At 52.8% G+C, this 20257-nt stretch carries 21 protein-coding genes and 1 pseudogene; 15 read left to right on the top strand and 7 right to left on the bottom strand.

The window, feature by feature from the left end:
• Positions 1–11 precede the first annotated feature (11 nt).
• Positions 12–1229 (top strand): bifunctional acetylornithine/succinyldiaminopimelate transaminase, encoded by a 1218-nt coding sequence (gene argD / locus OGX99_RS04185; RefSeq protein WP_187253778.1) that lies wholly within the window; start codon positions 12–14, stop codon positions 1227–1229.
• A gap of 42 nt (positions 1230–1271) precedes the next feature.
• On the opposite strand, the gene OGX99_RS04180 is transcribed toward argD, so the two are convergent.
• Complete coding sequence (locus OGX99_RS04180) at positions 1272–3359, bottom strand: YccS/YhfK family putative transporter (RefSeq protein WP_151217209.1); 2088 nt, start codon at positions 3357–3359, stop codon at positions 1272–1274.
• Positions 3360–3410: 51 nt separating this feature from the next.
• Positions 3411–4043: a cAMP-activated global transcriptional regulator CRP gene (crp, locus tag OGX99_RS04175; protein WP_000242758.1), complete on the bottom strand. Its 633-nt coding sequence runs from the start codon at positions 4041–4043 to the stop codon at positions 3411–3413.
• A 306-nt stretch (positions 4044–4349) separates the two neighbouring features.
• On the opposite strand from crp, the gene OGX99_RS04170 reads away from it, so the two are divergent.
• Positions 4350–4757, top strand: coding sequence for an OsmC family protein (locus OGX99_RS04170; RefSeq protein ID WP_151216828.1), 408 nt, complete (start codon positions 4350–4352; stop codon positions 4755–4757).
• Between the two features lie 93 nt (positions 4758–4850).
• Here OGX99_RS04170 and OGX99_RS04165 read toward each other — a convergent pair whose 3' ends face one another.
• The 4 genes and pseudogenes from OGX99_RS04165 to OGX99_RS04150 all read right to left on the bottom strand — a co-directional run bounded on the left by OGX99_RS04165 (position 4851) and on the right by OGX99_RS04150 (position 8993).
• Positions 4851–5720, bottom strand: a complete 870-nt coding sequence (locus OGX99_RS04165; protein WP_003827751.1) for a phosphoribulokinase — start codon at positions 5718–5720, stop codon at positions 4851–4853.
• Between the two features lie 52 nt (positions 5721–5772).
• A complete protein-coding gene (locus OGX99_RS04160; protein ID WP_187253777.1) occupies positions 5773–5991 on the bottom strand; it encodes a YheU family protein in 219 nt (72 codons plus the stop codon).
• Positions 5988–7047, bottom strand: a pseudogene (locus OGX99_RS04155) (hydrolase). Before OGX99_RS04155 ends, OGX99_RS04160 begins: the two are co-directional and overlap by 4 nt.
• A gap of 44 nt (positions 7048–7091) precedes the next feature.
• Complete coding sequence (locus OGX99_RS04150; protein ID WP_286542770.1) at positions 7092–8993, bottom strand: ABC transporter ATP-binding protein; 1902 nt, start codon at positions 8991–8993, stop codon at positions 7092–7094.
• A 132-nt stretch (positions 8994–9125) separates the two neighbouring features.
• Between OGX99_RS04150 and kefG the strand changes: the two genes are divergently transcribed.
• The 4 genes from kefG to slyD all read left to right on the top strand — a co-directional run bounded on the left by kefG (position 9126) and on the right by slyD (position 12391).
• On the top strand, positions 9126–9677 hold the full coding sequence (gene kefG / locus OGX99_RS04145; protein WP_003023629.1) for a glutathione-regulated potassium-efflux system ancillary protein KefG: 552 nt from the start codon (positions 9126–9128) through the stop codon (positions 9675–9677).
• Positions 9677–11482, top strand: a complete 1806-nt coding sequence (gene kefB / locus OGX99_RS04140; RefSeq protein ID WP_151216820.1) for a glutathione-regulated potassium-efflux system protein KefB — start codon at positions 9677–9679, stop codon at positions 11480–11482. The genes kefG and kefB overlap by 1 nt, the downstream gene beginning before the upstream one ends.
• Before the next feature lie 8 nt (positions 11483–11490).
• Positions 11491–11691 carry a YheV family putative zinc ribbon protein gene (locus OGX99_RS04135; protein WP_005121675.1) on the top strand — a complete coding sequence of 67 codons (201 nt, stop codon included), beginning with the start codon at positions 11491–11493 and terminating at the stop codon, positions 11689–11691.
• Positions 11692–11785: 94 nt separating this feature from the next.
• Entirely contained in the window at positions 11786–12391 is a 606-nt protein-coding gene (slyD, locus tag OGX99_RS04130) for a peptidylprolyl isomerase (RefSeq protein WP_003023634.1), read from the top strand.
• Between the two features lie 128 nt (positions 12392–12519).
• Here slyD and OGX99_RS04125 read toward each other — a convergent pair whose 3' ends face one another.
• Positions 12520–12738: a protein SlyX gene (locus OGX99_RS04125; protein ID WP_038634770.1), complete on the bottom strand. Its 219-nt coding sequence runs from the start codon at positions 12736–12738 to the stop codon at positions 12520–12522.
• Between the two features lie 231 nt (positions 12739–12969).
• Between OGX99_RS04125 and fkpA the strand changes: the two genes are divergently transcribed.
• The 9 genes from fkpA to tuf form a co-directional block, all read left to right on the top strand.
• A complete protein-coding gene (gene fkpA / locus OGX99_RS04120) occupies positions 12970–13812 on the top strand; it encodes an FKBP-type peptidyl-prolyl cis-trans isomerase (protein WP_252838518.1) in 843 nt (280 codons plus the stop codon).
• Between the two features lie 167 nt (positions 13813–13979).
• Positions 13980–14702 carry a helix-turn-helix transcriptional regulator gene (locus tag OGX99_RS04115; RefSeq protein WP_000091462.1) on the top strand — a complete coding sequence of 241 codons (723 nt, stop codon included), beginning with the start codon at positions 13980–13982 and terminating at the stop codon, positions 14700–14702.
• Positions 14702–15088, top strand: coding sequence for a sulfurtransferase complex subunit TusD (tusD, locus tag OGX99_RS04110; RefSeq protein ID WP_151216818.1), 387 nt, complete (start codon positions 14702–14704; stop codon positions 15086–15088). The genes OGX99_RS04115 and tusD overlap by 1 nt, the downstream gene beginning before the upstream one ends.
• Positions 15088–15447, top strand: coding sequence for a sulfurtransferase complex subunit TusC (tusC, locus tag OGX99_RS04105; RefSeq protein ID WP_043018545.1), 360 nt, complete (start codon positions 15088–15090; stop codon positions 15445–15447). Before tusD ends, tusC begins: the two co-directional genes overlap by 1 nt.
• A 7-nt stretch (positions 15448–15454) precedes the next feature.
• Positions 15455–15742 (top strand): sulfurtransferase complex subunit TusB, encoded by a 288-nt coding sequence (gene tusB / locus OGX99_RS04100; protein WP_151216816.1) that lies wholly within the window; start codon positions 15455–15457, stop codon positions 15740–15742.
• Positions 15743–15867: 125 nt separating this feature from the next.
• Entirely contained in the window at positions 15868–16242 is a 375-nt protein-coding gene (gene rpsL, locus OGX99_RS04095; protein WP_003023654.1) for a 30S ribosomal protein S12, read from the top strand.
• A gap of 95 nt (positions 16243–16337) precedes the next feature.
• Positions 16338–16808: a 30S ribosomal protein S7 gene (rpsG, locus tag OGX99_RS04090; RefSeq protein WP_016154763.1), complete on the top strand. Its 471-nt coding sequence runs from the start codon at positions 16338–16340 to the stop codon at positions 16806–16808.
• Positions 16809–16904: 96 nt separating this feature from the next.
• A complete protein-coding gene (fusA, locus tag OGX99_RS04085) occupies positions 16905–19019 on the top strand; it encodes an elongation factor G (protein ID WP_151224114.1) in 2115 nt (704 codons plus the stop codon).
• Positions 19020–19088: 69 nt separating this feature from the next.
• The coding region (gene tuf, locus OGX99_RS04080) for an elongation factor Tu (protein ID WP_049014834.1) at positions 19089–20257 on the top strand (1169 nt) is incomplete at its 3' end.

Raw genomic sequence — 20257 nt, 5'->3', positions numbered from 1 at the left:
GTGGTAATGACATGGCAACTGAACAAACTGCAATTACACGCGCGACATTCGATGAAGTGATTCTGCCGATTTATGCACCGGCTGAGTTTATCCCGGTAAAAGGGAAAGGGAGTCGAGTGTGGGATCAACAGGGTAAAGAGTATGTTGATTTCGCAGGCGGTATTGCAGTTACCGCGTTAGGGCATTGCCATCCGGCGCTGGTTGAGGCGTTAACCACCCAGGGCGAAACCCTGTGGCATACCAGCAATGTTTTCACCAACGAACCGGCGTTACGCTTAGGTCGTAAACTCATTGATGCGACCTTCGCCGAGCGCGTACTGTTCATGAACTCCGGTACCGAAGCTAACGAAACCGCCTTTAAGCTGGCGCGCCACTATGCCTGCGTGCGCCATAGCCCGTTCAAAACCAAGATTATTGCCTTCCACAACGCGTTTCACGGTCGTTCGCTGTTTACCGTATCCGTCGGCGGGCAACCGAAATATTCCGACGGCTTTGGACCCAAACCGGCGGATATTATCCATGTACCGTTTAACGATCTCCATGCAGTCAAAGCGGTAATGGATGATCACACCTGCGCGGTGGTGATCGAGCCTATTCAGGGTGAGGGGGGCGTGACTGCGGCAACGCCGGCATTCCTGCAAGGCTTGCGTGAACTCTGTGATCAGCATCAGGCGCTGTTGGTATTTGATGAAGTACAGAGCGGGATGGGGCGTACCGGGTCACTGTTTGCCTATATGCACTACGGCGTGACGCCGGATATCCTGACCAGTGCCAAGGCGCTCGGCGGCGGCTTCCCGGTGAGTGCGGTACTGACTACCCAGGAGATTGCCTCGGCGTTCCACGTGGGCTCGCATGGTTCCACTTATGGCGGTAATCCGCTGGCCTGTGCGGTTGCGGGAGCTGCGTTTGATATCATCAACACGCCGGAAGTGCTGGAAGGTATTCAGGCCAAACGCCAGGCATTTGTTCAACATTTGCAGAAGATTGACCAACAGTTCGACATTTTTAGCGACATTCGCGGGATGGGATTGCTGATCGGCGCCGAACTGAAGCCGCAGTTTAAAGGCCGGGCGCGTGATTTCTTGTACGCCGCGGCGAATGAAGGCGTGATGGTACTGAACGCCGGACCAGACGTGATGCGTTTCGCGCCGTCGCTGGTGGTGGAGCAGGCCGATATTGATGAAGGGATGCAGCGCTTCGCGCAGGCCGTTGCGAAAGTGGTGGCTTGACGATCTTAGGCCGGATAAGCGTAGCGCATCTGGCAGTAGAGCTTAACCCTTCATATCTCGCAACCGGCGGCTCAGCCAGATCCCGTGATGCGGTCGCTGACGCCATGCTACCGACGAAATGGTATGCATGGTGTTCAGATGCCCTAATATCCGCTGTAGATGCTGCTCAAGGGTACTTAAAGGCCCGTGGGACAGCATCTCTGGCGCCTCGAGAATATTTACATCGCCGGAGCTTCCAGGGCCGTCATATTCCAGCCGTTGCTGACAGCGCTGGATCGCAATTTCACAGGACTCCAGATACCGCTGCGCCAAATCCGGCGTCAGCATCGTATGTTCCCTTGCCAGCGTGGTCATCGCGTTGATGTGTTCGACGATGAACTGGCTATGCGTAACCCACAGTTTCATGTCCGCCAGATAGTGCGAGTTGAATCCTGGCTCCTGCATCGCCTGGTTAAGTGAGTTGAACAACGTGTTATGCGCCTGGTTGACCCGCATGCGTTGATACGCCAGCGGTGTGGCCTGCGGATCGTTGCTAAGGATCAGGCGGATGGCTTCCTGATCGGCTTCTAACGCATCGTGGGCGTTTTTACGCAGCAGGCCGCTCTGCCACTGCGGCCATAGCCAGAGCATCCCGCCAAAGGCGATTAGGCAACCAGTGACCGTATCGATAAACCGCGGCACGATAAACTGTTCCCCGTTCAGTGTCAGCAACTGCAGGGTGTATACCGCGGTGACCGTAAAGCCGACGGTAGCCCAGCCGTAGTTTTTACGGATGGTCAGATAACTCACCAGGGTTATCAGCAGCATGCCTGCCAGCGTGTAACTCTCCTGAATATGAAAGTGCAGTGTGACGCCAGCGATCACCAGGCCAACGAGCGTCCCTACTGAACGGTGTAAAATACGTACCCGGGTCGCCCCGTAGCCATTTTGCGTGACGAACAGGATTGTCATCAAAATCCAGTAGGGTTTTGGCAGATGTAAAGCACTGCCCATCAGGCTGGCAATGCTCAACATGACGCTGATGCGTCCGGCATTACGCAGCGCTGGGGATTTCAACGACATATAGCTTTTCAGTGCGGGGATAAGCGGCAACCGACGCTGCTTGTCAGCCATTAAATCCCGGGCATACAGTGGGCGCTGGGTGCGTAGCACGCGGGCAATACGGCTAAAGTGCCAGTAACAAAATTGTCCTACCGGATTGTCCGGATGTTGGTTGGCAATTTTCTCCAGCGTGCCAATTTGTTTATCCATTGAAAAACGTGTTGGCAAGCGGTGATACAAAATGTCATCGGCCAGAACGCGAAGGCGTTCGGCGACGGTGCGCGCGTTCCAGCGGATCACCTGTTCGGCGTGGCTACGTTCTACCAGCTTTTGCACCTCTTCCGGCTGGTGGAGGCTGACGGAAATATGTTCCTGTAAATCGAGCGCCTCCTGAAAGGCACGTAGCAGGCGCTTATAATCGTTGTTGCGATGTGCCGACAGCATATGCATTTGCTGATAGCACTGGGTAATCAAATCTACCGCTTTTTGTTGGCGCACAAGCAGGGGGGGTAGCGCTTTTTCCGGATCGGCATGCTGAGTCAGGAGGCTGTATTTGGCCTCACAGTAATCGGCTAATTCACGATACAACAAGCTGAGCGACTCACGCAGCGGCTGCTCACGCCACATCCAGAACCAGAACCAGTTGAACAGGCCGTACCACAATGTACCCAACGCGTAGATCAGCAGTGGCTCCCAGACGGGCATGTTCCCGGCCAGGCTGAGCGTGAAAATTGCCGCGATAAGCGAGGCAGGTAGTAGTCGTGCATGCAGAGGGCCTAATTCAGCGGTTACACCAAGAATCAGCGTCAGGCCAGTGAGGATCAGCGGCAGCGGTATAGTCTGTGCCAGCAGTATCTGCATGATCAGACTGCATCCGGCAAACAAAGACGCACCAATCACTAAGCGTTTGAAAAAGCGCTTATGCGGGGTATCAAGACCGGCAATATTGCAGCAGGCAGGGACGAGGGAGAAGAGGAGCCCCAGATGAAGCTGCCCGATGATCAGACCGACGGCCACAGGTAAACATAGCACCAGCGTCTGTCGTAGTGCGTAGTTGATCTCAGGGTGATATATCAGTCTTCGCCACATCGGTGCAAACAAAAGTGGCGCATTACGGGGTAACGCGCCACTTCGATGGGGTTAACGTGTGCCGTAGACGACGATGGTCTTACCGTGTGCGGAGATCAGATTCTGATCTTCGAGCATCTTCAGAATACGACCAACGGTCTCACGGGAACAGCCAACGATCTGGCCGATTTCCTGGCGGGTGATTTTAATCTGCATGCCGTCCGGGTGGGTCATCGCGTCAGGCTGTTTCGCCAGATTCAGCAGAGTCTGCGCGATACGACCGGTAACGTCGAGGAAGGCAAGGTTGCCAACTTTTTCAGACGTGACCTGCAGACGGCGAGCCATCTGAGAGGACAGGCGCATCAGAATATCTGGATTGACCTGGATTAATTGGCGAAATTTTTTGTACGAAATTTCAGCGACTTCACATGCAGTTTTAGCACGGACCCAGGCGCTGCGTTCCTGACCTTCTTCGAAGAGGCCTAATTCACCAATAAAATCGCCCTGATTCAGATAAGAAAGGATCATTTCTTTCCCTTCTTCATCTTTGATCAGCACTGCCACTGAGCCTTTAACGATGTAGTACAACGTTTCCGCTTTTTCACCCTGGTGAATCAGCGTGCTCTTCGATGGGTACTTATGAATATGGCAATGAGACAAGAACCATTCGAGAGTCGGGTCTGTTTGCGGTTTGCCAAGCACCATGCGCGGTTATCCTCTGTTATAAGCTGTCTCCAGAGCCAAAATACTACCTGCCTCTGGGTTTGCAAAAATGTGCTTCCCGCTACCTGGGAAGGGGGCTGTCAATACGTGCGACGGCCTGTAATGTGATGTCCTCTGCATACATGCAGTACGTCAATGTATTACTGTAGCATCCTGACTGTTTTAGCATAGCTTTCGCCGTGTGTCTCCTGGTGTCTCGCTTCAGCATGACGCAGGTCGCCTTCCGTTGCGAGATTTGTTGTGTGCGCGTAATCTGTCAGGAAAATTGATGCATCGGAGTAATAAAATATGCAAGCACGTGTTAAGTGGGTTGAAGGGTTAACCTTCCTCGGTGAGTCCGCCTCTGGCCACCAGATTTTGATGGACGGTAACTCCGGTGATAAAGCGCCGAGCCCGATGGAAATGGTCTTAATGGCTGCGGGCGGTTGCAGCGCAATTGATGTGGTGTCGATCCTGCAAAAGGGTCGTCAGGATGTGACCAACTGCGAAGTGAAGCTGACCTCCGAGCGTCGTGATGAAGCGCCACGCCTGTTTACCCACATCAACCTGCATTTCGTTGTAACGGGTAACGATCTGAAAGATGCGTCCGTCGCTCGCGCGGTCGATCTTTCGGCGGAAAAATATTGCTCCGTGGCGCTGATGCTGGAAAAGGCGGTGAACATTACCCACTCCTATGAAGTGGTTGCCGCTTCGTGATGTTATGCCTGATGGCGATACACTTATCAGGCCTACAGGATTTAAACGCGTAGGCCGGATAAGGCATTAGCCGCCATCCGGCAAAAAAACACCTTACTCTATCTTTTTACCTTCCATCAGTCGCTGGACCAGCGGCAGCATAATCAATTCCATCGCCAGACCCATTTTCCCGCCCGGAACAACCAATGTATTGATATGAGAAATGAATGAGCCCTGCAGCATGGCCAGTAGCCATGGGAAATCGATCCCTTCCAAATTACGAAAATGAATCACGACAAAGCTTTCATCGAGTGACGGAATACTCTTGGCGGCAAAGGGGTTAGAGGTATCTACAGTCGGTACGCGCTGAAAGTTGATATGCGTACGAGAAAACTGTGGCGTGATGTAATTGATATAATCGTCCATTGAACGCACCACCGAGTCCATCACCGCTTCACGCGAGTGTCCACGCTCACTGGTATCGCGGGTCAGCTTCTGGATCCACTCCAGGTTCACGATCGGCACCACACCAACCAACAGATCGACATGCCGGGCCACATTTTGCTGCGGGGTGACAACGCCGCCGTGAAGTCCCTCATAGAACAGGACATCCGTCGGTTCAGGCAGCGGCTGCCAGGGCGTAAATGTCCCCGGAACCTGATTCCACGGTACGGCCTCATCGTAGGTGTGTAGATATTTACGCGACTGACCTTTGCCCGTCTGACCGTATTCAATGAAGGTTTGCTCCAGCAGACCGAAGTCGTTAGCTTCGGGGCCGAAATAGCTGATATGCCGCCCGGCATCGCGCGCTTTGCGAATCGCCATGTCCATTTCCGGGCGGGTATAGCGATGAAAACTGTCGCCTTCCACCTCGGCGGCGCGCAGATTTAACTGCGCGAATATTTTACGAAACGCGAGGCTGGTGGTGGTGGTCCCCGCGCCGCTGGATCCTGTTACCGCAATCACCGGATGTTTGGCAGACATAACAACTCCATGAAATGGTTGTAATTATAGTAAAGTCGCCGGCGGCTACGGATTACTCGCGAATCTGCTTCCTCGGCATAATGTTGACCGTTTCATGCAATTCGGACCACACCAGCACGGCTTCACCTGATTGTAGTTGGCGTTTGACGTCGGCGACTTTTTGTTCGAGCGAGCGTTCATGTTCACCATAATCGGTGCCTTCGCGCAAGACAAAGCTTTCAAGCAGATTGTCCAGCGCGTCCGGGGAGATGTCTTGCCAGGGAATAATCATGATGAAGTCTCCAGATACGTTGTCAGCCAGTCCGGGATTCTGGATTCCAGCCACATCTCCGGATGGCGTATCGTACCGCCAATGAATCCGACATGGCCGCCGTGTTCAGTAAGCTGATACTCCACCTGCGAGGGCAGGTTTTCCGGTTCAGGGATCACATGATGATCCATAAACGGATCATCCTTGGCATGGATAATCAGCGTCGGTTTGGCGATCTGATTAAGCAATGGCATGGCGCTACACTGACGGTAATAGTCTATCGCATCGGCGAAACCGTGAATTTTGGCGGTGATCAGATCGTCAAAATCGCGAATGCGACGTAGAGATTTCAACTGGGCCAGACTCACCGGCAGTGAGCCAGGATAAGCCTCAAGCTTACGCGAGGCATTGGCTTTCAACAGATTAAGCAGGTAGCGCTGATAGACCCGGGAGAATCCCTTGTCCATGTGGTAACTACAGGCTTCCAGCACGAAAGGGGCAGAGACGATAACCGCAGCATCAATTGGAATCTCGGTGCCTTCTTTTGCCAGCAGGCAGGCCAGCATGTTTCCACCAAGCGAATAGCCTACCGCTGCGGTCGGCACACGACCGAACTCACGCTCCAGCCAGTGTAAAAACCAGGTGCCGTCTTCTGTTTCACCGGAGTGATAAATGCGGTTCAGACGATTTGGTTCGCCGCTGCAGCCGCGAAAATGCATCACCACACCCAGCCAGCCGCGCTTTTGTGCTGCTTCAATCAGGCCATGTGCGTAGGGGCTGTTCAGGCTGCCTTCCAGGCCGTGAAAAACCACCAGGCGCGGTTTGTGTTTCGCCTGCTGCGGATCTTCACTCCACGCCAGATCGACAAAATCACCGTCTGGCAATTCCAGACGCTGCCAGTGGGCATCGAACTTCACCTTGCGGCGAATTAAACGCGGCAGCATCGTCTGCAGATGGCGGTTACTGATACCGCGCATTGGACGGAAATCTCGCGAATCTTCGGTAGGTGGAGTCATTTCTGTGGACGTGATTTCAACCATAACACCAGAGCAATTAATATTCGGAAAGAATAACTATACCGCGCGCAGCGCATGCGGGTTAGCCAATATGTGATTTTGCGCTTATTCTGCCAGCATCTGCTCAAGCTGTTCCTGCGCGTCCAGCCAGGCCATTTCGCACTCTTCGAGCCCGGATTTCGCGCTGGCTTGTTGCTGCAAGCATGCCGTGAGTTCAGCCTTGCGGCTTTGGTCGTACAGTTCGCTGTCGCCGAGTTTCTCTTCTGCCTGCGCCAGCTGTGCGTGCAGCTTCTCCATCTCTTTTTCCAGACGGGTAATCTCTTTACGCAACGGCTGCGTCAGAGTGCGTAGTTCAGCCTCGCGACGCTTCTGGTCTTTACGCGCCTGGGCGCTGTTAACGCTCTCTTTCGCCGGTTCGTCGCCCTGGCTTTCCTGTTTTTGCACATCGCTCAGCCACTGCTGATAATCCTCCAGATCACCGTCAAACGGCTCGACTTTCTTGTCATGCACCAGATACAGGTCGTCGGTGGTAGAGCGAATCAGGTGACGGTCGTGCGAGACCACGACCAGCGCGCCTTCGAAATCGATCAGCGCTTCGGTCAGCGCCTGGCGCATATCCAAATCCAGGTGGTTGGTCGGTTCATCGAGCAGCAGCAGATTCGGGCGCTGCCAGACGATCAACGCCAGTACCAGGCGTGCTTTTTCACCACCGGAGAAACGACGGGTCTCTTCGCTGACCTTATCGCCCTGGAAGCCGAATCCGCCGAGGTAGTCTCGAAGTTTCTGCTCCAGCTCCTGTGGTGCCATGCGAGCCAGGTGCTGGATAGGCGATTCATCGGCGCGTAAAAACTCCAGCTGGTGCTGCGCGAAGTAGCCCAGCTTGATGCCTTTCGCCAGGCCAATCTCGCCGCTGATTGGGGCCAGTTCGCCGGCCAGCAGCTTAATCAGCGTAGATTTACCCGCACCGTTACGACCGAGCAGGCCGATGCGGGATCCCGGCACCAGATTCAGTTTGATCGAATCGAGAATGACGCGTTCGCCGTAGCCAGCGCTGACTTTTTCCATCTTCAACAGCGGGTTTGGCAGGCTTTCCGGCTCACGGAAGCTAAAGTGGAACGGATTGTCCACGTGCGCAGGGGCAATCAGCTCCATGCGTTCCAGCATTTTGATACGGCTCTGCGCCTGCTTTGCTTTGGTGGCTTTAGCTCGGAAACGATCGATATAGCTTTGCAGATGCGCTACACGCTCCTGCTGGCTTTCGTACATCGCCTGTTGCTGCGCGAGGCGGGTCGCACGCTGGATTTCAAACGCGCTGTAGTTGCCGGTGTACTCGAACATGGTTTGTTGTTCGATATGGATAATTTTATCCACCACCGGATCGAGGAAGTCGCGGTCGTGGGAGATCAAAATCAGCGTACCCTGATAGCTTTTCAGCCATCTTTCCAGCCAAATGACCGCGTCGAGATCGAGGTGGTTGGTCGGTTCATCGAGCAGCAGCAGGTCCGAACGGCAAATCAGCGCCTGTGCCAGATTGAGACGCATACGCCAGCCACCGGAGAAGTCGCTGACTGGATGTTCAAGCTGTTCGTTGGAGAAGCCGAGGCCATGCAGCAGACTGGCGGCGCGTGAACGCACGGTCCAGGCGTCAATGGCATCCAGTTTTCCATGGACGGTGGCAATGGCGTGTCCATCGTTACGTTCGTTGGCATCGTTCAACTGCGCTTCCAGTTGACGATATTCGCGGTCGCCGTCGATTACGTACTCCAGCGCGGGCTGTGGCAACGCAGGCGTTTCCTGATTCACCCACGCGAGCTGCCAGTTTCCCGGATAGGTAAATCCTCCGGCGTCGGCGCTGAGTTCATTTTTCAGCAATGCCAGTAAGGTAGATTTACCGCAGCCATTTTTACCGACCAGGCCAACTTTCTGCCCTGGATTAATGGTGGCCGTGGCATTGTCCAGCAAGACGCGCACGCCGCGACGAATTTGTAACGATGAGAAAACAATCATAAGGCGCCGTATGTTCAGACTATGTTAATTTATCATTATGATAATGTAATGTGCGGGGCATTTGCCGCACCGAGGCGCAATGGTAGCCCAAAACGTCGAAAATAGACAAAAGACAAAACCGGGAGGGGGATGATGTTCCAGCCAGCGAAAGTCTTGCTGCTGTATGCCCATCCGGAATCTCAGGACTCGGTCGCGAACCGGGTTCTGCTTAAACCGGCCATGCAGCTCAGCAATGTTACCGTGCACGACCTTTACGCGCACTATCCTGACTTTTTTATCGACATTCCGCATGAGCAGGCGCTGCTGCGTGAGCATGATGTCATTGTTTTTCAGCATCCGCTTTACACCTATAGCTGTCCAGCGCTGTTAAAAGAATGGCTTGATCGCGTACTGAGCCGCGGATTTGCCAGCGGTCCCGGAGGGAATCAACTGGCGGGAAAGTACTGGCGGAGCGTTATCACTACCGGGGAACCGGAAAGCGCCTACCGCTATGACGCGTTAAACCGTTATCCAATGAGCGATGTGCTGCGCCCTTTTGAGCTAACAGCCGGTATGTGCCGCATGCACTGGATGAGCCCTATTATTGTCTACTGGGCCAGACGGCAAACGAAACAGGAGCTGGACAGCCATGCGAAAGCGTACGGTGACTGGCTGGCGAATCCGATACCTGTGGGAGGCCGCTGATGGAAGGTTCTGATTTATTGACAGCGGGTGTGTTGTTTCTTTTCGCGGCGGTGGCGGCAGTACCGTTGGCGTCCAGGTTAGGTATCGGGCCAGTGTTAGGGTACTTGCTGGCGGGTATTGCTATCGGCCCGTGGGGATTAGGGTTCATCAGCGATGTGGATGAAATCCTGCACTTTTCCGAACTGGGCGTGGTTTTTCTGATGTTCATCATTGGGCTGGAACTGAACCCGGCGAAGCTTTGGCAACTGCGGCGCTCTATTTTTGGCGTCGGCGCCGCGCAGGTGATGCTGAGCGCGGTGGTGCTGGCGGGGTTACTGATGCTCACCACATTCTCCTGGCAGGCGGCAGTGGTTGGCGGCATTGGTCTGGCGATGTCATCGACCGCGATGGCGCTACAGTTGATGCGTGAGAAAGGCATGAACCGCAGTGAGTCTGGGCAGTTGGGTTTTTCGGTGCTGCTGTTTCAGGATCTGGCGGTAATCCCCGCGTTGGCACTGGTCCCGCTGCTGGCGGGGTCTGCTGACGAACATTTTGACTGGATCAAAGTGGGAATGAAGGTGCTGGCCTTTGCCGGCATGCTGATTGGCGGGCGCTATTTGTTGCGTCCGGTTTTTCGCTTTATTGCGGATTCCGGCGTGCGGGAAGTGTTCACCGCTGCCACGCTGCTGTTGGTGCTGGGTTCTGCTTTATTTATGGATGCGCTGGGGCTGTCGATGGCGCTGGGAACGTTTATTGCTGGCGTGCTGCTGGCAGAAAGCGAATACCGACATGAACTGGAAACGGCAATCGATCCGTTCAAGGGACTGTTGCTCGGCCTGTTTTTCATCTCCGTAGGCATGTCGCTTAACCTTGGCGTGCTCTATACCCATATTTTGTGGGTGGCGGCGAGCGTGATCGTGCTGGTGGTCGTAAAAATGCTGGTGCTGTATGTGCTGGCGCGCCTTAATGGCGTGAGAAGCTCAGAACGGATGCAATTTGCCGGAGTGTTAAGTCAGGGCGGGGAGTTCGCCTTCGTCCTGTTTTCAACGGCATCCTCGCAACGGCTGTTTCAGAGCGACCAAATGGCATTGTTGCTGGTGACCGTCACACTGTCGATGATGACGACGCCTTTGGTGATGAAGCTGATTGATAAATGGCTCTCCCGCCAGTTTAACGGCCCGGATGAAGAAGATGAAAAACCTTGGGTAGAAGACGATAAACCGCAGGTGATTGTGGTGGGGTTTGGGCGCTTTGGTCAGGTCATTGGACGCCTGTTGATGGCCAATAAGATGCGTATTACCGTTCTGGAACGGGATATTAGCGCTGTAAATCTGATGCGCAAATATGGCTATAAGGTCTATTACGGTGATGCCACGCAGGTGGAGCTTTTACGCTCAGCTGGTGCAGAAGCAGCCCAATCGATTGTCATTACCTGTAACGAACCGGAAGATACGATGAAGTTGGTGGAATTGTGCCAACAGTACTTTCCGCATTTGCATATTCTTGCGCGCGCGCGCGGACGTGTCGAAGCGCATGAGTTATTACAGGCAGGTGTGACGCAGTTTTCCCGCGAAACGTTCTCCAGCGCGCTGGAGTTGGGGCGTAAAACGCTGGTTACTCTGGGGATGCATCCGCATCAGGCTCAGCGCGCCCAGTTGCATTTTCGGCGGCTGGATATGCGCATGCTGCGGGAACTGATCCCCATGCACACGGATACGGTACAAATCTCTCGGGCCAGGGAAGCCCGGCGCGAGCTGGAGGAGATTTTTCAACGCGAGATGCAGCAAGAGCGACGTCAGCTGGATGGCTGGGATGAATTTGAGTAGAGGTAACCATGGCAATTCGTAAACGTTTTATTGCAGGCGCAAAATGTCCGTCCTGCCAGGCACAAGATTCACTGGCGATGTGGCGTGAAAATAATATCGATATTGTTGAGTGTGTTAAGTGTGGTCATCAGATGCGGGAAGCCGATAAAGAGGCGCGCGAGCACGTTCGCAAAGAAGAGCAAGTGATCGGGATTTTTCATCCGGACTAGCGATATGGCGCAGCTTTTTTTAAGCTAGAGGGTACACGGGTGCAGAATTCCGCTACAATCTGCGCCACTATTCTTTCCATGCTCAGGAGATATCATGAAAGTAGCAAAGGACCTGGTGGTCAGCCTGGCCTATCAGGTACGTACAGAAGACGGTGTGTTGGTTGATGAGTCTCCGGTGAGTGCACCGCTGGACTACCTGCATGGTCACGGTTCCCTGATCTCTGGCCTGGAAACAGCGCTGGATGGTCACGAAGTTGGCGACAAATTCGATGTTGCTGTTGGCGCAAACGACGCATACGGTCAGTACGACGAAAACCTGGTGCAGCGCGTTCCTAAAGACGTCTTTATGGGCGTTGACGAACTGCAGGTTGGCATGCGTTTCCTGGCTGAAACTGACCAGGGCCCGGTACCGGTAGAAATTACCGAAGTGGAAGACGACCACGTTGTGGTTGACGGTAACCACATGCTGGCTGGCCAGAACCTGAAATTCAACGTCGAAGTTGTCGCGATCCGCGAAGCGACCGAAGAAGAACTGGCCCATGGTCACGTTCACGGTGCGCACGGCCACGACCACGATCATGACCACGGTCATGACGGTTGCTGCGGTGGTCACGGTCACGACCATGGTCACGAGCACGGCGGCGAAGGCTGCTGCGGCGGTGGCGGTAAAGGTAACGGCGGCGGCTGCGGTTGCCACTAATATCCAGCGTTTTTCAACCCACAGAGACGTTGGCTGTGATTTGAAATCCTTTGGGTATATATGAGGCTCGATAAGCGTTAGCGCCATCGGGCACAAAAAAAGCGGGAATATCCCGCTTTTTTTACGTCTCAATAATGTGGCGGCGGGGTCTCTTCAGACTGTGACGCTATGTGGGACGGCTGCGTTGCTTTGAGCTTCTCCGTCAATAGACGCAGATGATCGCGCAGTTTGGCCATCTCCAGTTCATGCGCGGTCACCGTGACGTTGAGCTCTTCAATGGTTATCTCCTGAAATGCCAGGCGACTCTCTAGCTCAGCCAGGCGGGTTTCCAGCGTTGTATCCTGCATGATTCACCTCTTTTGTTATTGCCGGCAGATCGCGGACTGCGGCGAATTCTACTTAACTTTGCCTGTTTGCACAGCACACAATCTTCGGTCACGAAACTAATTTAAACAAAAAGAGTCTGAAAAGTGGTGATAATAGGGCGTGCCTGTATGTTGATTTGTTCAGCAACGCTTTATAGTACATTTTTATGTTAGTTAACCCTGGGGTGAGATGCCCCGGCCCTGGAGAGATGGATGAAATCACTGTTTAAAGTCACGCTGCTGGCGACCACAATGGCTGTTGCTCTGCATGCCCCGCTTACTTTCGCTGCCGATACAGCAAAACCAGCTGCTACTGATGCAGCCAAGCCAGCCGCTACTGCTGACAGCAAAGCCGCATTCAAGAATGACGATCAAAAAGCCGCTTACGCGCTGGGTGCGTCCCTGGGTCGTTATATGGAAAACTCTCTGAAAGAGCAGGAAAAACTGGGCATTAAACTGGACAAAGACCAGCTGATCGCTGGCGTTCAGGATGCATTTGCAGACAAGAGCAAACTGTCTGACCAGGAAATCGAACAAACTCTGCAGACGTTTGAAGCGCGCGTGAAGAGTTCCGCTCAGGCGAAAATGGAAAAAGACGCGGCTGACAACGAAGCCAAAGGTAAAGTTTACCGCGAGAAATTTGCTAAAGAGAAAGGTGTTAAAACCTCTGCTACTGGCCTGGTCTACAAAGTAGAGAAAGAAGGTACCGGTGCTGCCCCGAAAGACAGCGATACTGTAGTCGTAAACTACAAAGGTACGCTGATTGATGGTAAAGAGTTTGATAACTCTTATACCCGCGGTGAGCCGCTCTCTTTCCGTCTTGACGGCGTTATCCCGGGCTGGACCGAAGGCCTGAAAAACATCAAGAAAGGCGGTAAAATCCAGTTGGTTATCCCACCGGATCTGGCTTACGGTAAAACCGGTGTTCCGGGGATTCCGGCCAACTCTACGCTGGTCTTTGATGTTGAACTGTTAGACATCAAACCGGCACCGAAAGCCGATGCGCAGCCAGAAGCTGCACCGGCTGATAAAGCTGCAGATAGCAGCAAAAAATAAGAGAACAGAAACCGCCGCCCACAGGGCGGCGGTTTTTTATTATCGACAGGATATAATTAATACTGGAAAGCGCCTTGTGCGCTGTATTACTTTAGATGCCCCTATAATAGTGATGAGCCTGCCCTGACAACATAACGACAGGCTCCTGAAAAGGAGTGCTTTTTTTCATGTCCAGGTCGCTTTTAACCAACGAAACCAGTGAGCTAGATTTACTGGATCAACGTCCTTTCGATCAAACCGACTTCGATATCCTTAAATCCTACGAAGCGGTAGTGGACGGGTTGGCGATGCTCATTGGTTCCCATTGTGAAATCGTATTGCACTCTTTGCAGGATTTGAAATGCTCGGCCATCCGCATTGCTAACGGTGAACACACGGGCCGCAAAATTGGCTCGCCAATTACCGATCTTGCGTTGCGCATGCTGCATGATATGACGGGTGCGGATAGCAGCGTGTCGAAGTGTTACTTCACTCGTGCGAAAAGCGGTGTCTTGATGAAATCGCTGACGATTGCCATTCGCAACCGTGAGCATCGCGTGATTGGTCTGCTGTGCATCAACATGAACCTTGATGTTCCATTCTCGCAGATAATGAATACCTTTATCCCACCGGAAACGCCGGAAGTAGGTTCTGCCGTCAACTTCGCTTCTTCGGTAGAAGACCTGGTTACCCAAACACTGGAATTCACAATCGAAGAAGTGAATGCCGATCGCAATGTTTCCAACAATGCCAAGAATCGCCAAATCGTCCTGAATCTATATGAGAAAGGTATCTTCGATATTAAAGATGCCATCAACCAGGTTGCCGATCGGCTGAACATCTCCAAGCACACGGTCTACCTCTATATTCGTCAGTTCAAAAGCGGCGATTTCCAGGGGCAAGACAAGTAATGCGCTTTACCATCATGGTGACGGGGCCGGCTTATGGCACGCAGCAGGCGAGCAGTGCATTGCAATTTGCTCATGCGCTACTCGAAGAAGGGCATGAGCTATGCAGTGTCTTTTTCTATCGTGAAGGTGTGTATAACGCCAACTTCCTGACATCGCCCGCCAGTGATGAATATGATCTGGTGCGAGCATGGCAACAGCTAAACCAGCAGCATGGTGTAACGCTGAATATCTGCGTGGCGGCAGCATTGCGTCGCGGCGTTGTTGATGAAACCGAAGCGAAGCGGCTGGGACTGGCAGGGTCTAATTTACAATCAGGTTTTAACCTCAGCGGGCTGGGTTCGCTGGCTGAGGCATCCCTGACCTGCGATCGCGTGGTGCAGTTTTAATGAAACGTGTTGCTTTTGTCTTTTCTACCGTGCCACACGGCAGTGCCTCTGGTCGCGAAGGGTTAGATGCCTTACTGGCGACATCGGCCTTAACGGAAGACCTCGGCGTATTTTTCATCGGCGATGGCGTTTTTCAAATCCTACAGGGTCAGCAGCCGGACGTTGTGCTGGCACGTGACTATATCGCAACCTTCAAGTTGTTAGGGTTGTACGATATCGAGCAATGTTGGCTTTGTGCCGCCTCATTACGCGAGCGGGGCCTACAGCAGGGGGTTAATTTTGTGGTCGATGCGACAGCGTTAGAACCGGAAGATTTGCGCCGTGAACTAGGCAACTATGACGTCATTTTAAGGTTTTGAGATACTCATGCTGCACACATTACATCGCTCCGCGTGGCTTACCGATTTCTCCTCTCTTCTTCGTTTGATTGATAAAGACGATGAACTTTTATTGCTTCAGGATGGCGTGACTGCGGCAATAGAAGGAAGTCGTTTCCTTGAAAGTCTGCAAAATGCCACCATTAAGGTCTATGTATTGGAAGAAGACATTAAGGCTCGCGGCTTAGATGGTCAAATTTCAGACAGTGTCGTCAGGGTTAGCTATACTGACTTCGTCAGACTTACGGTGAAGCATCCCAGCCAGATGTCCTGGTAATTGTGGGATCGTTGTATATTTCTTGACACCTTTTCGACACCGACCTAAAATTCTGCGTCCTCATATTGTATGAGGTCGTTTTATTACGTGTTTACGAAGCGAAAGCTACAACCAGGAGCTATTTAATGGCAACAGTTAACCAGCTGGTACGCAAACCACGCGCACGCAAAGTTGCAAAGAGCAACGTGCCTGCACTGGAAGCATGCCCGCAGAAACGTGGCGTATGTACTCGTGTATATACTACCACTCCTAAAAAACCAAACTCCGCACTGCGTAAAGTATGCCGTGTGCGTTTGACCAACGGTTTTGAAGTGACTTCCTACATCGGTGGTGAAGGTCACAACCTGCAGGAACACTCCGTGATCCTGATCCGTGGCGGTCGTGTAAAAGACCTCCCGGGTGTTCGTTACCACACCGTTCGCGGTGCGCTTGACTGCTCCGGCGTTAAAGACCGTAAGCAATCACGCTCCAAGTATGGCGTGAAACGTCCTAAGGCTTAATGGTTCTCCGTTAAGTAAGGCCAAACGTTTTATATTAATGTCAAACTAAACTCGTAGAGTTTTGGACAATCCTGAATTAACAACGGAGTATTCCCATGCCACGTCGTCGCGTCATTGGTCAGCGTAAAATTCTGCCGGATCCTAAGTTCGGATCAGAGCTGCTGGCTAAATTTGTAAATATCCTGATGGTAGATGGTAAAAAATCTACTGCAGAAACCATCGTATACAGCGCGCTGGAGACCCTGGCTCAGCGTTCTGGTAAAGATGGCCTGGAAGCTTTTGAAGTAGCCCTTGAAAACGTGCGTCCGACTGTCGAAGTTAAGTCTCGCCGCGTTGGTGGTTCTACTTATCAGGTTCCAGTTGAAGTCCGTCCGGTTCGTCGTAATGCCCTGGCAATGCGTTGGATCGTTGAAGCTGCTCGTAAACGCGGTGATAAATCCATGGCTCTGCGCCTGGCGAACGAACTTTCTGATGCTGCAGAAAACAAAGGTACTGCAGTTAAGAAACGTGAAGACGTTCACCGTATGGCAGAAGCCAACAAGGCGTTCGCACACTACCGTTGGTAATCCCTTCGGAGTTTTAGTCACCAGGCGGGCGCTTCTAGTAAGCAGCCCGCTTTGGGCTACTTAAATTGAACGCCTAAAAGATAAACGAGGAATCAAATGGCTCGTACAACACCCATCGCGCGCTACCGTAACATCGGTATCAGTGCGCACATCGACGCCGGTAAAACCACTACTACCGAACGTATTCTGTTCTACACCGGTGTAAACCATAAAATCGGTGAAGTTCATGACGGCGCAGCCACCATGGACTGGATGGAACAGGAGCAGGAGCGTGGTATTACTATCACCTCCGCAGCGACTACTGCATTCTGGTCTGGTATGGCTAAGCAGTATGAACCGCATCGCGTAAACATCATCGACACCCCGGGGCACGTTGACTTCACTATCGAAGTAGAACGTTCCATGCGTGTGCTTGATGGTGCAGTAATGGTTTACTGCGCAGTTGGTGGTGTTCAGCCTCAGTCTGAAACCGTATGGCGTCAGGCAAACAAATATAAAGTTCCACGCATTGCGTTCGTTAACAAAATGGACCGTATGGGTGCGAACTTCCTGAAAGTTGTTGGTCAGATCAAAACCCGTCTGGGCGCGAACCCTGTTCCGCTGCAGCTGGCAATTGGCGCTGAAGAAGCGTTCACCGGTGTTGTTGACCTGGTGAAAATGAAAGCCATCAACTGGAACGAAGAAGACGCAGGCGTAACCTTCACTTATGAAGATATCCCGGCTGACATGCAGGAACTGGCTGAAGAATGGCACCAGAACCTGATCGAGTCCGCTGCAGAAGCTTCAGAAGAGCTGATGGAGAAATACCTGGGTGGCGAAGAACTGACTGAAGAAGAGATCAAAAAAGCTCTGCGTCAGCGCGTTCTGAACAACGAAATCATCCTGGTAACCTGTGGTTCTGCGTTCAAGAACAAAGGTGTTCAGGCGATGCTGGATGCGGTAATTGATTACCTGCCATCCCCAATCGACGTACCTGCGATCAACGGTATTCTGGACGACGGTAAAGATACTCCGGCTGAGCGTCATGCTAGCGATGACGAACCGTTTGCTGCACTGGCATTCAAAATCGCTACTGACCCGTTCGTGGGTAACCTGACCTTCTTCCGCGTGTACTCTGGTGTGGTTAACTCCGGTGACACCATCCTGAACTCAGTGAAAACTGCACGCGAACGTTTTGGCCGTATCGTACAGATGCACGCTAACAAACGTGAAGAGATCAAAGAAGTTCGCGCGGGCGATATCGCTGCTGCTATCGGTCTGAAAGACGTGACCACTGGTGACACTCTGTGTGACCCGGATCACCCGATCATTCTGGAACGTATGGAATTCCCTGAGCCGGTAATTTCCATCGCGGTAGAACCGAAAACCAAAGCTGACCAGGAAAAAATGGGTCTGGCTCTGGGCCGTCTGGCTAAAGAAGACCCGTCATTCCGCGTTTGGACTGACGAAGAATCTAACCAGACCATTATCGCTGGTATGGGTGAGCTGCACCTCGATATCATCGTTGACCGCATGAAGCGTGAATTCAACGTTGAAGCGAACGTCGGTAAACCTCAGGTTGCTTACCGTGAAGCGATTCGCGCGAAAGTTACCGATATCGAAGGTAAACACGCTAAGCAGTCTGGTGGTCGCGGTCAGTACGGTCATGTTGTTATCGACATGTACCCGCTGGAGCCGGGTTCAAACCCGAAAGGCTACGAGTTCATCAACGACATCAAAGGTGGTGTAATTCCTGGCGAATACATCCCGGCCGTTGATAAAGGCATCCAGGAACAGCTGAAATCTGGCCCGCTGGCTGGTTACCCGGTTGTTGATCTGGGCGTGCGTCTGCACTTCGGTTCTTACCATGACGTTGACTCCTCTGAGCTGGCGTTTAAACTGGCCGCTTCTATCGCCTTCAAAGATGGCTTTAAGAAAGCGAAACCAGTTCTGCTTGAACCTATCATGAAGGTTGAAGTAGAGACTCCGGAAGAGAACACCGGTGACGTAATCGGTGACTTGAGCCGCCGTCGTGGTATGCTTCGTGGTCAGGAATCCAACGTCACTGGCGTTGTTATCCATGCTGAAGTTCCGCTGTCTGAAATGTTCGGATATGCAACCCAGCTGCGTTCTCTGACCAAAGGCCGTGCTTCTTACTCCATGGAGTTCCTGAAGTACGACGATGCGCCGAACAACGTTGCTCAGGCCGTTATTGAAGCCCGTGGTAAATAAGCCACAGGATTAAAACCTAAGTCCCGTGCTCTCTCCATAGGGGAGAGCACTATAGTAAGGAATATAGCCGTGTCTAAAGAAAAATTTGAACGTACAAAACCGCACGTTAACGTCGGCACCATCGGCCACGTTGACCACGGTAAAACTACCCTGACCGCTGCAATCACTACCGTACTGGCTAAAACCTACGGCGGTGCTGCTCGTGCATTCGACCAGATCGATAACGCGCCGGAAGAAAAAGCTCGTGGTATCACCATCAACACTTCTCACGTTGAATATGACACCCCGACTCGCCACTACGCACACGTAGACTGCCCGGGCCACGCCGACTATGTTAAAAACATGATCACCGGTGCTGCGCAGATGGACGGCGCGATCCTGGTTGTTGCTGCGACTGACGGCCCGATGCCGCAGACTCGTGAGCACATCCTGCTGGGTCGTCAGGTAGGCGTTCCGTACATCATCGTGTTCCTGAACAAATGCGACATGGTTGATGACGAAGAGCTGCTGGAACTGGTAGAAATGGAAGTTCGTGAACTTCTGTCTCAGTACGATTTCCCGGGCGACGACACGCCGATCGTTCGTGGTTCTGCTCTGAAAGCGCTGGAAGGCGAAGCAGAGTGGGAAGCGAAAATCATCGAACTGGCTGGCTTCCTGGATTCTTACATCCCAGAACCAGAACGTGCTATCGATAAGCCGTTCCTGCTGCCAATCGAAGACGTATTCTCCATCTCCGGTCGTGGTACCGTTGTTACCGGTCGTGTAGAGCGCGGTATCATCAAAGTTGGTGAAGAAGTTGAAATCGTTGGTATCAAAGAGACTGCCAAGTCTACCTGTACTGGCGTTGAAATGTTCCGCAAACTGCTGGACGAAGGCCGTGCTGGTGAGAACGTTGGTGTTCTGCTGCGTGGTATCAAACGTGAAGAAATCGAACGTGGTCAGGTACTGGCTAAGCCGGGCTCTATCAAGCCGCACACCAAGTTCGAATCTGAAGTGTACATTCTGTCCAAAGACGAAGGCGGCCGTCATACTCCGTTCTTCAAAGGCTACCGTCCGCAGTTCTACTTCCGTACTACTGACGTGACTGGTACCATCGAACTGCCGGAAGGCGTTGAGATGGTAATGCCGGGCGACAACATCAAAATGGTTGTTACCCTGATCCACCCAATCGCGATGGACGACGGTCTGCGTTTCGCAATCCGTGAAGGCGGCCGTACTGTTGGTGCGGGCGTTGTTGC

This window comes from Citrobacter sp. Cu096 (assembly GCF_030332285.1).
Taxonomy (GTDB): Bacteria; Pseudomonadota; Gammaproteobacteria; order Enterobacterales; family Enterobacteriaceae; genus Citrobacter; species Citrobacter meridianamericanus.
The sequence above is the reverse complement of the archived record's forward strand: the minus strand, read 5'-3'. Positions and strand labels throughout refer to the sequence as shown.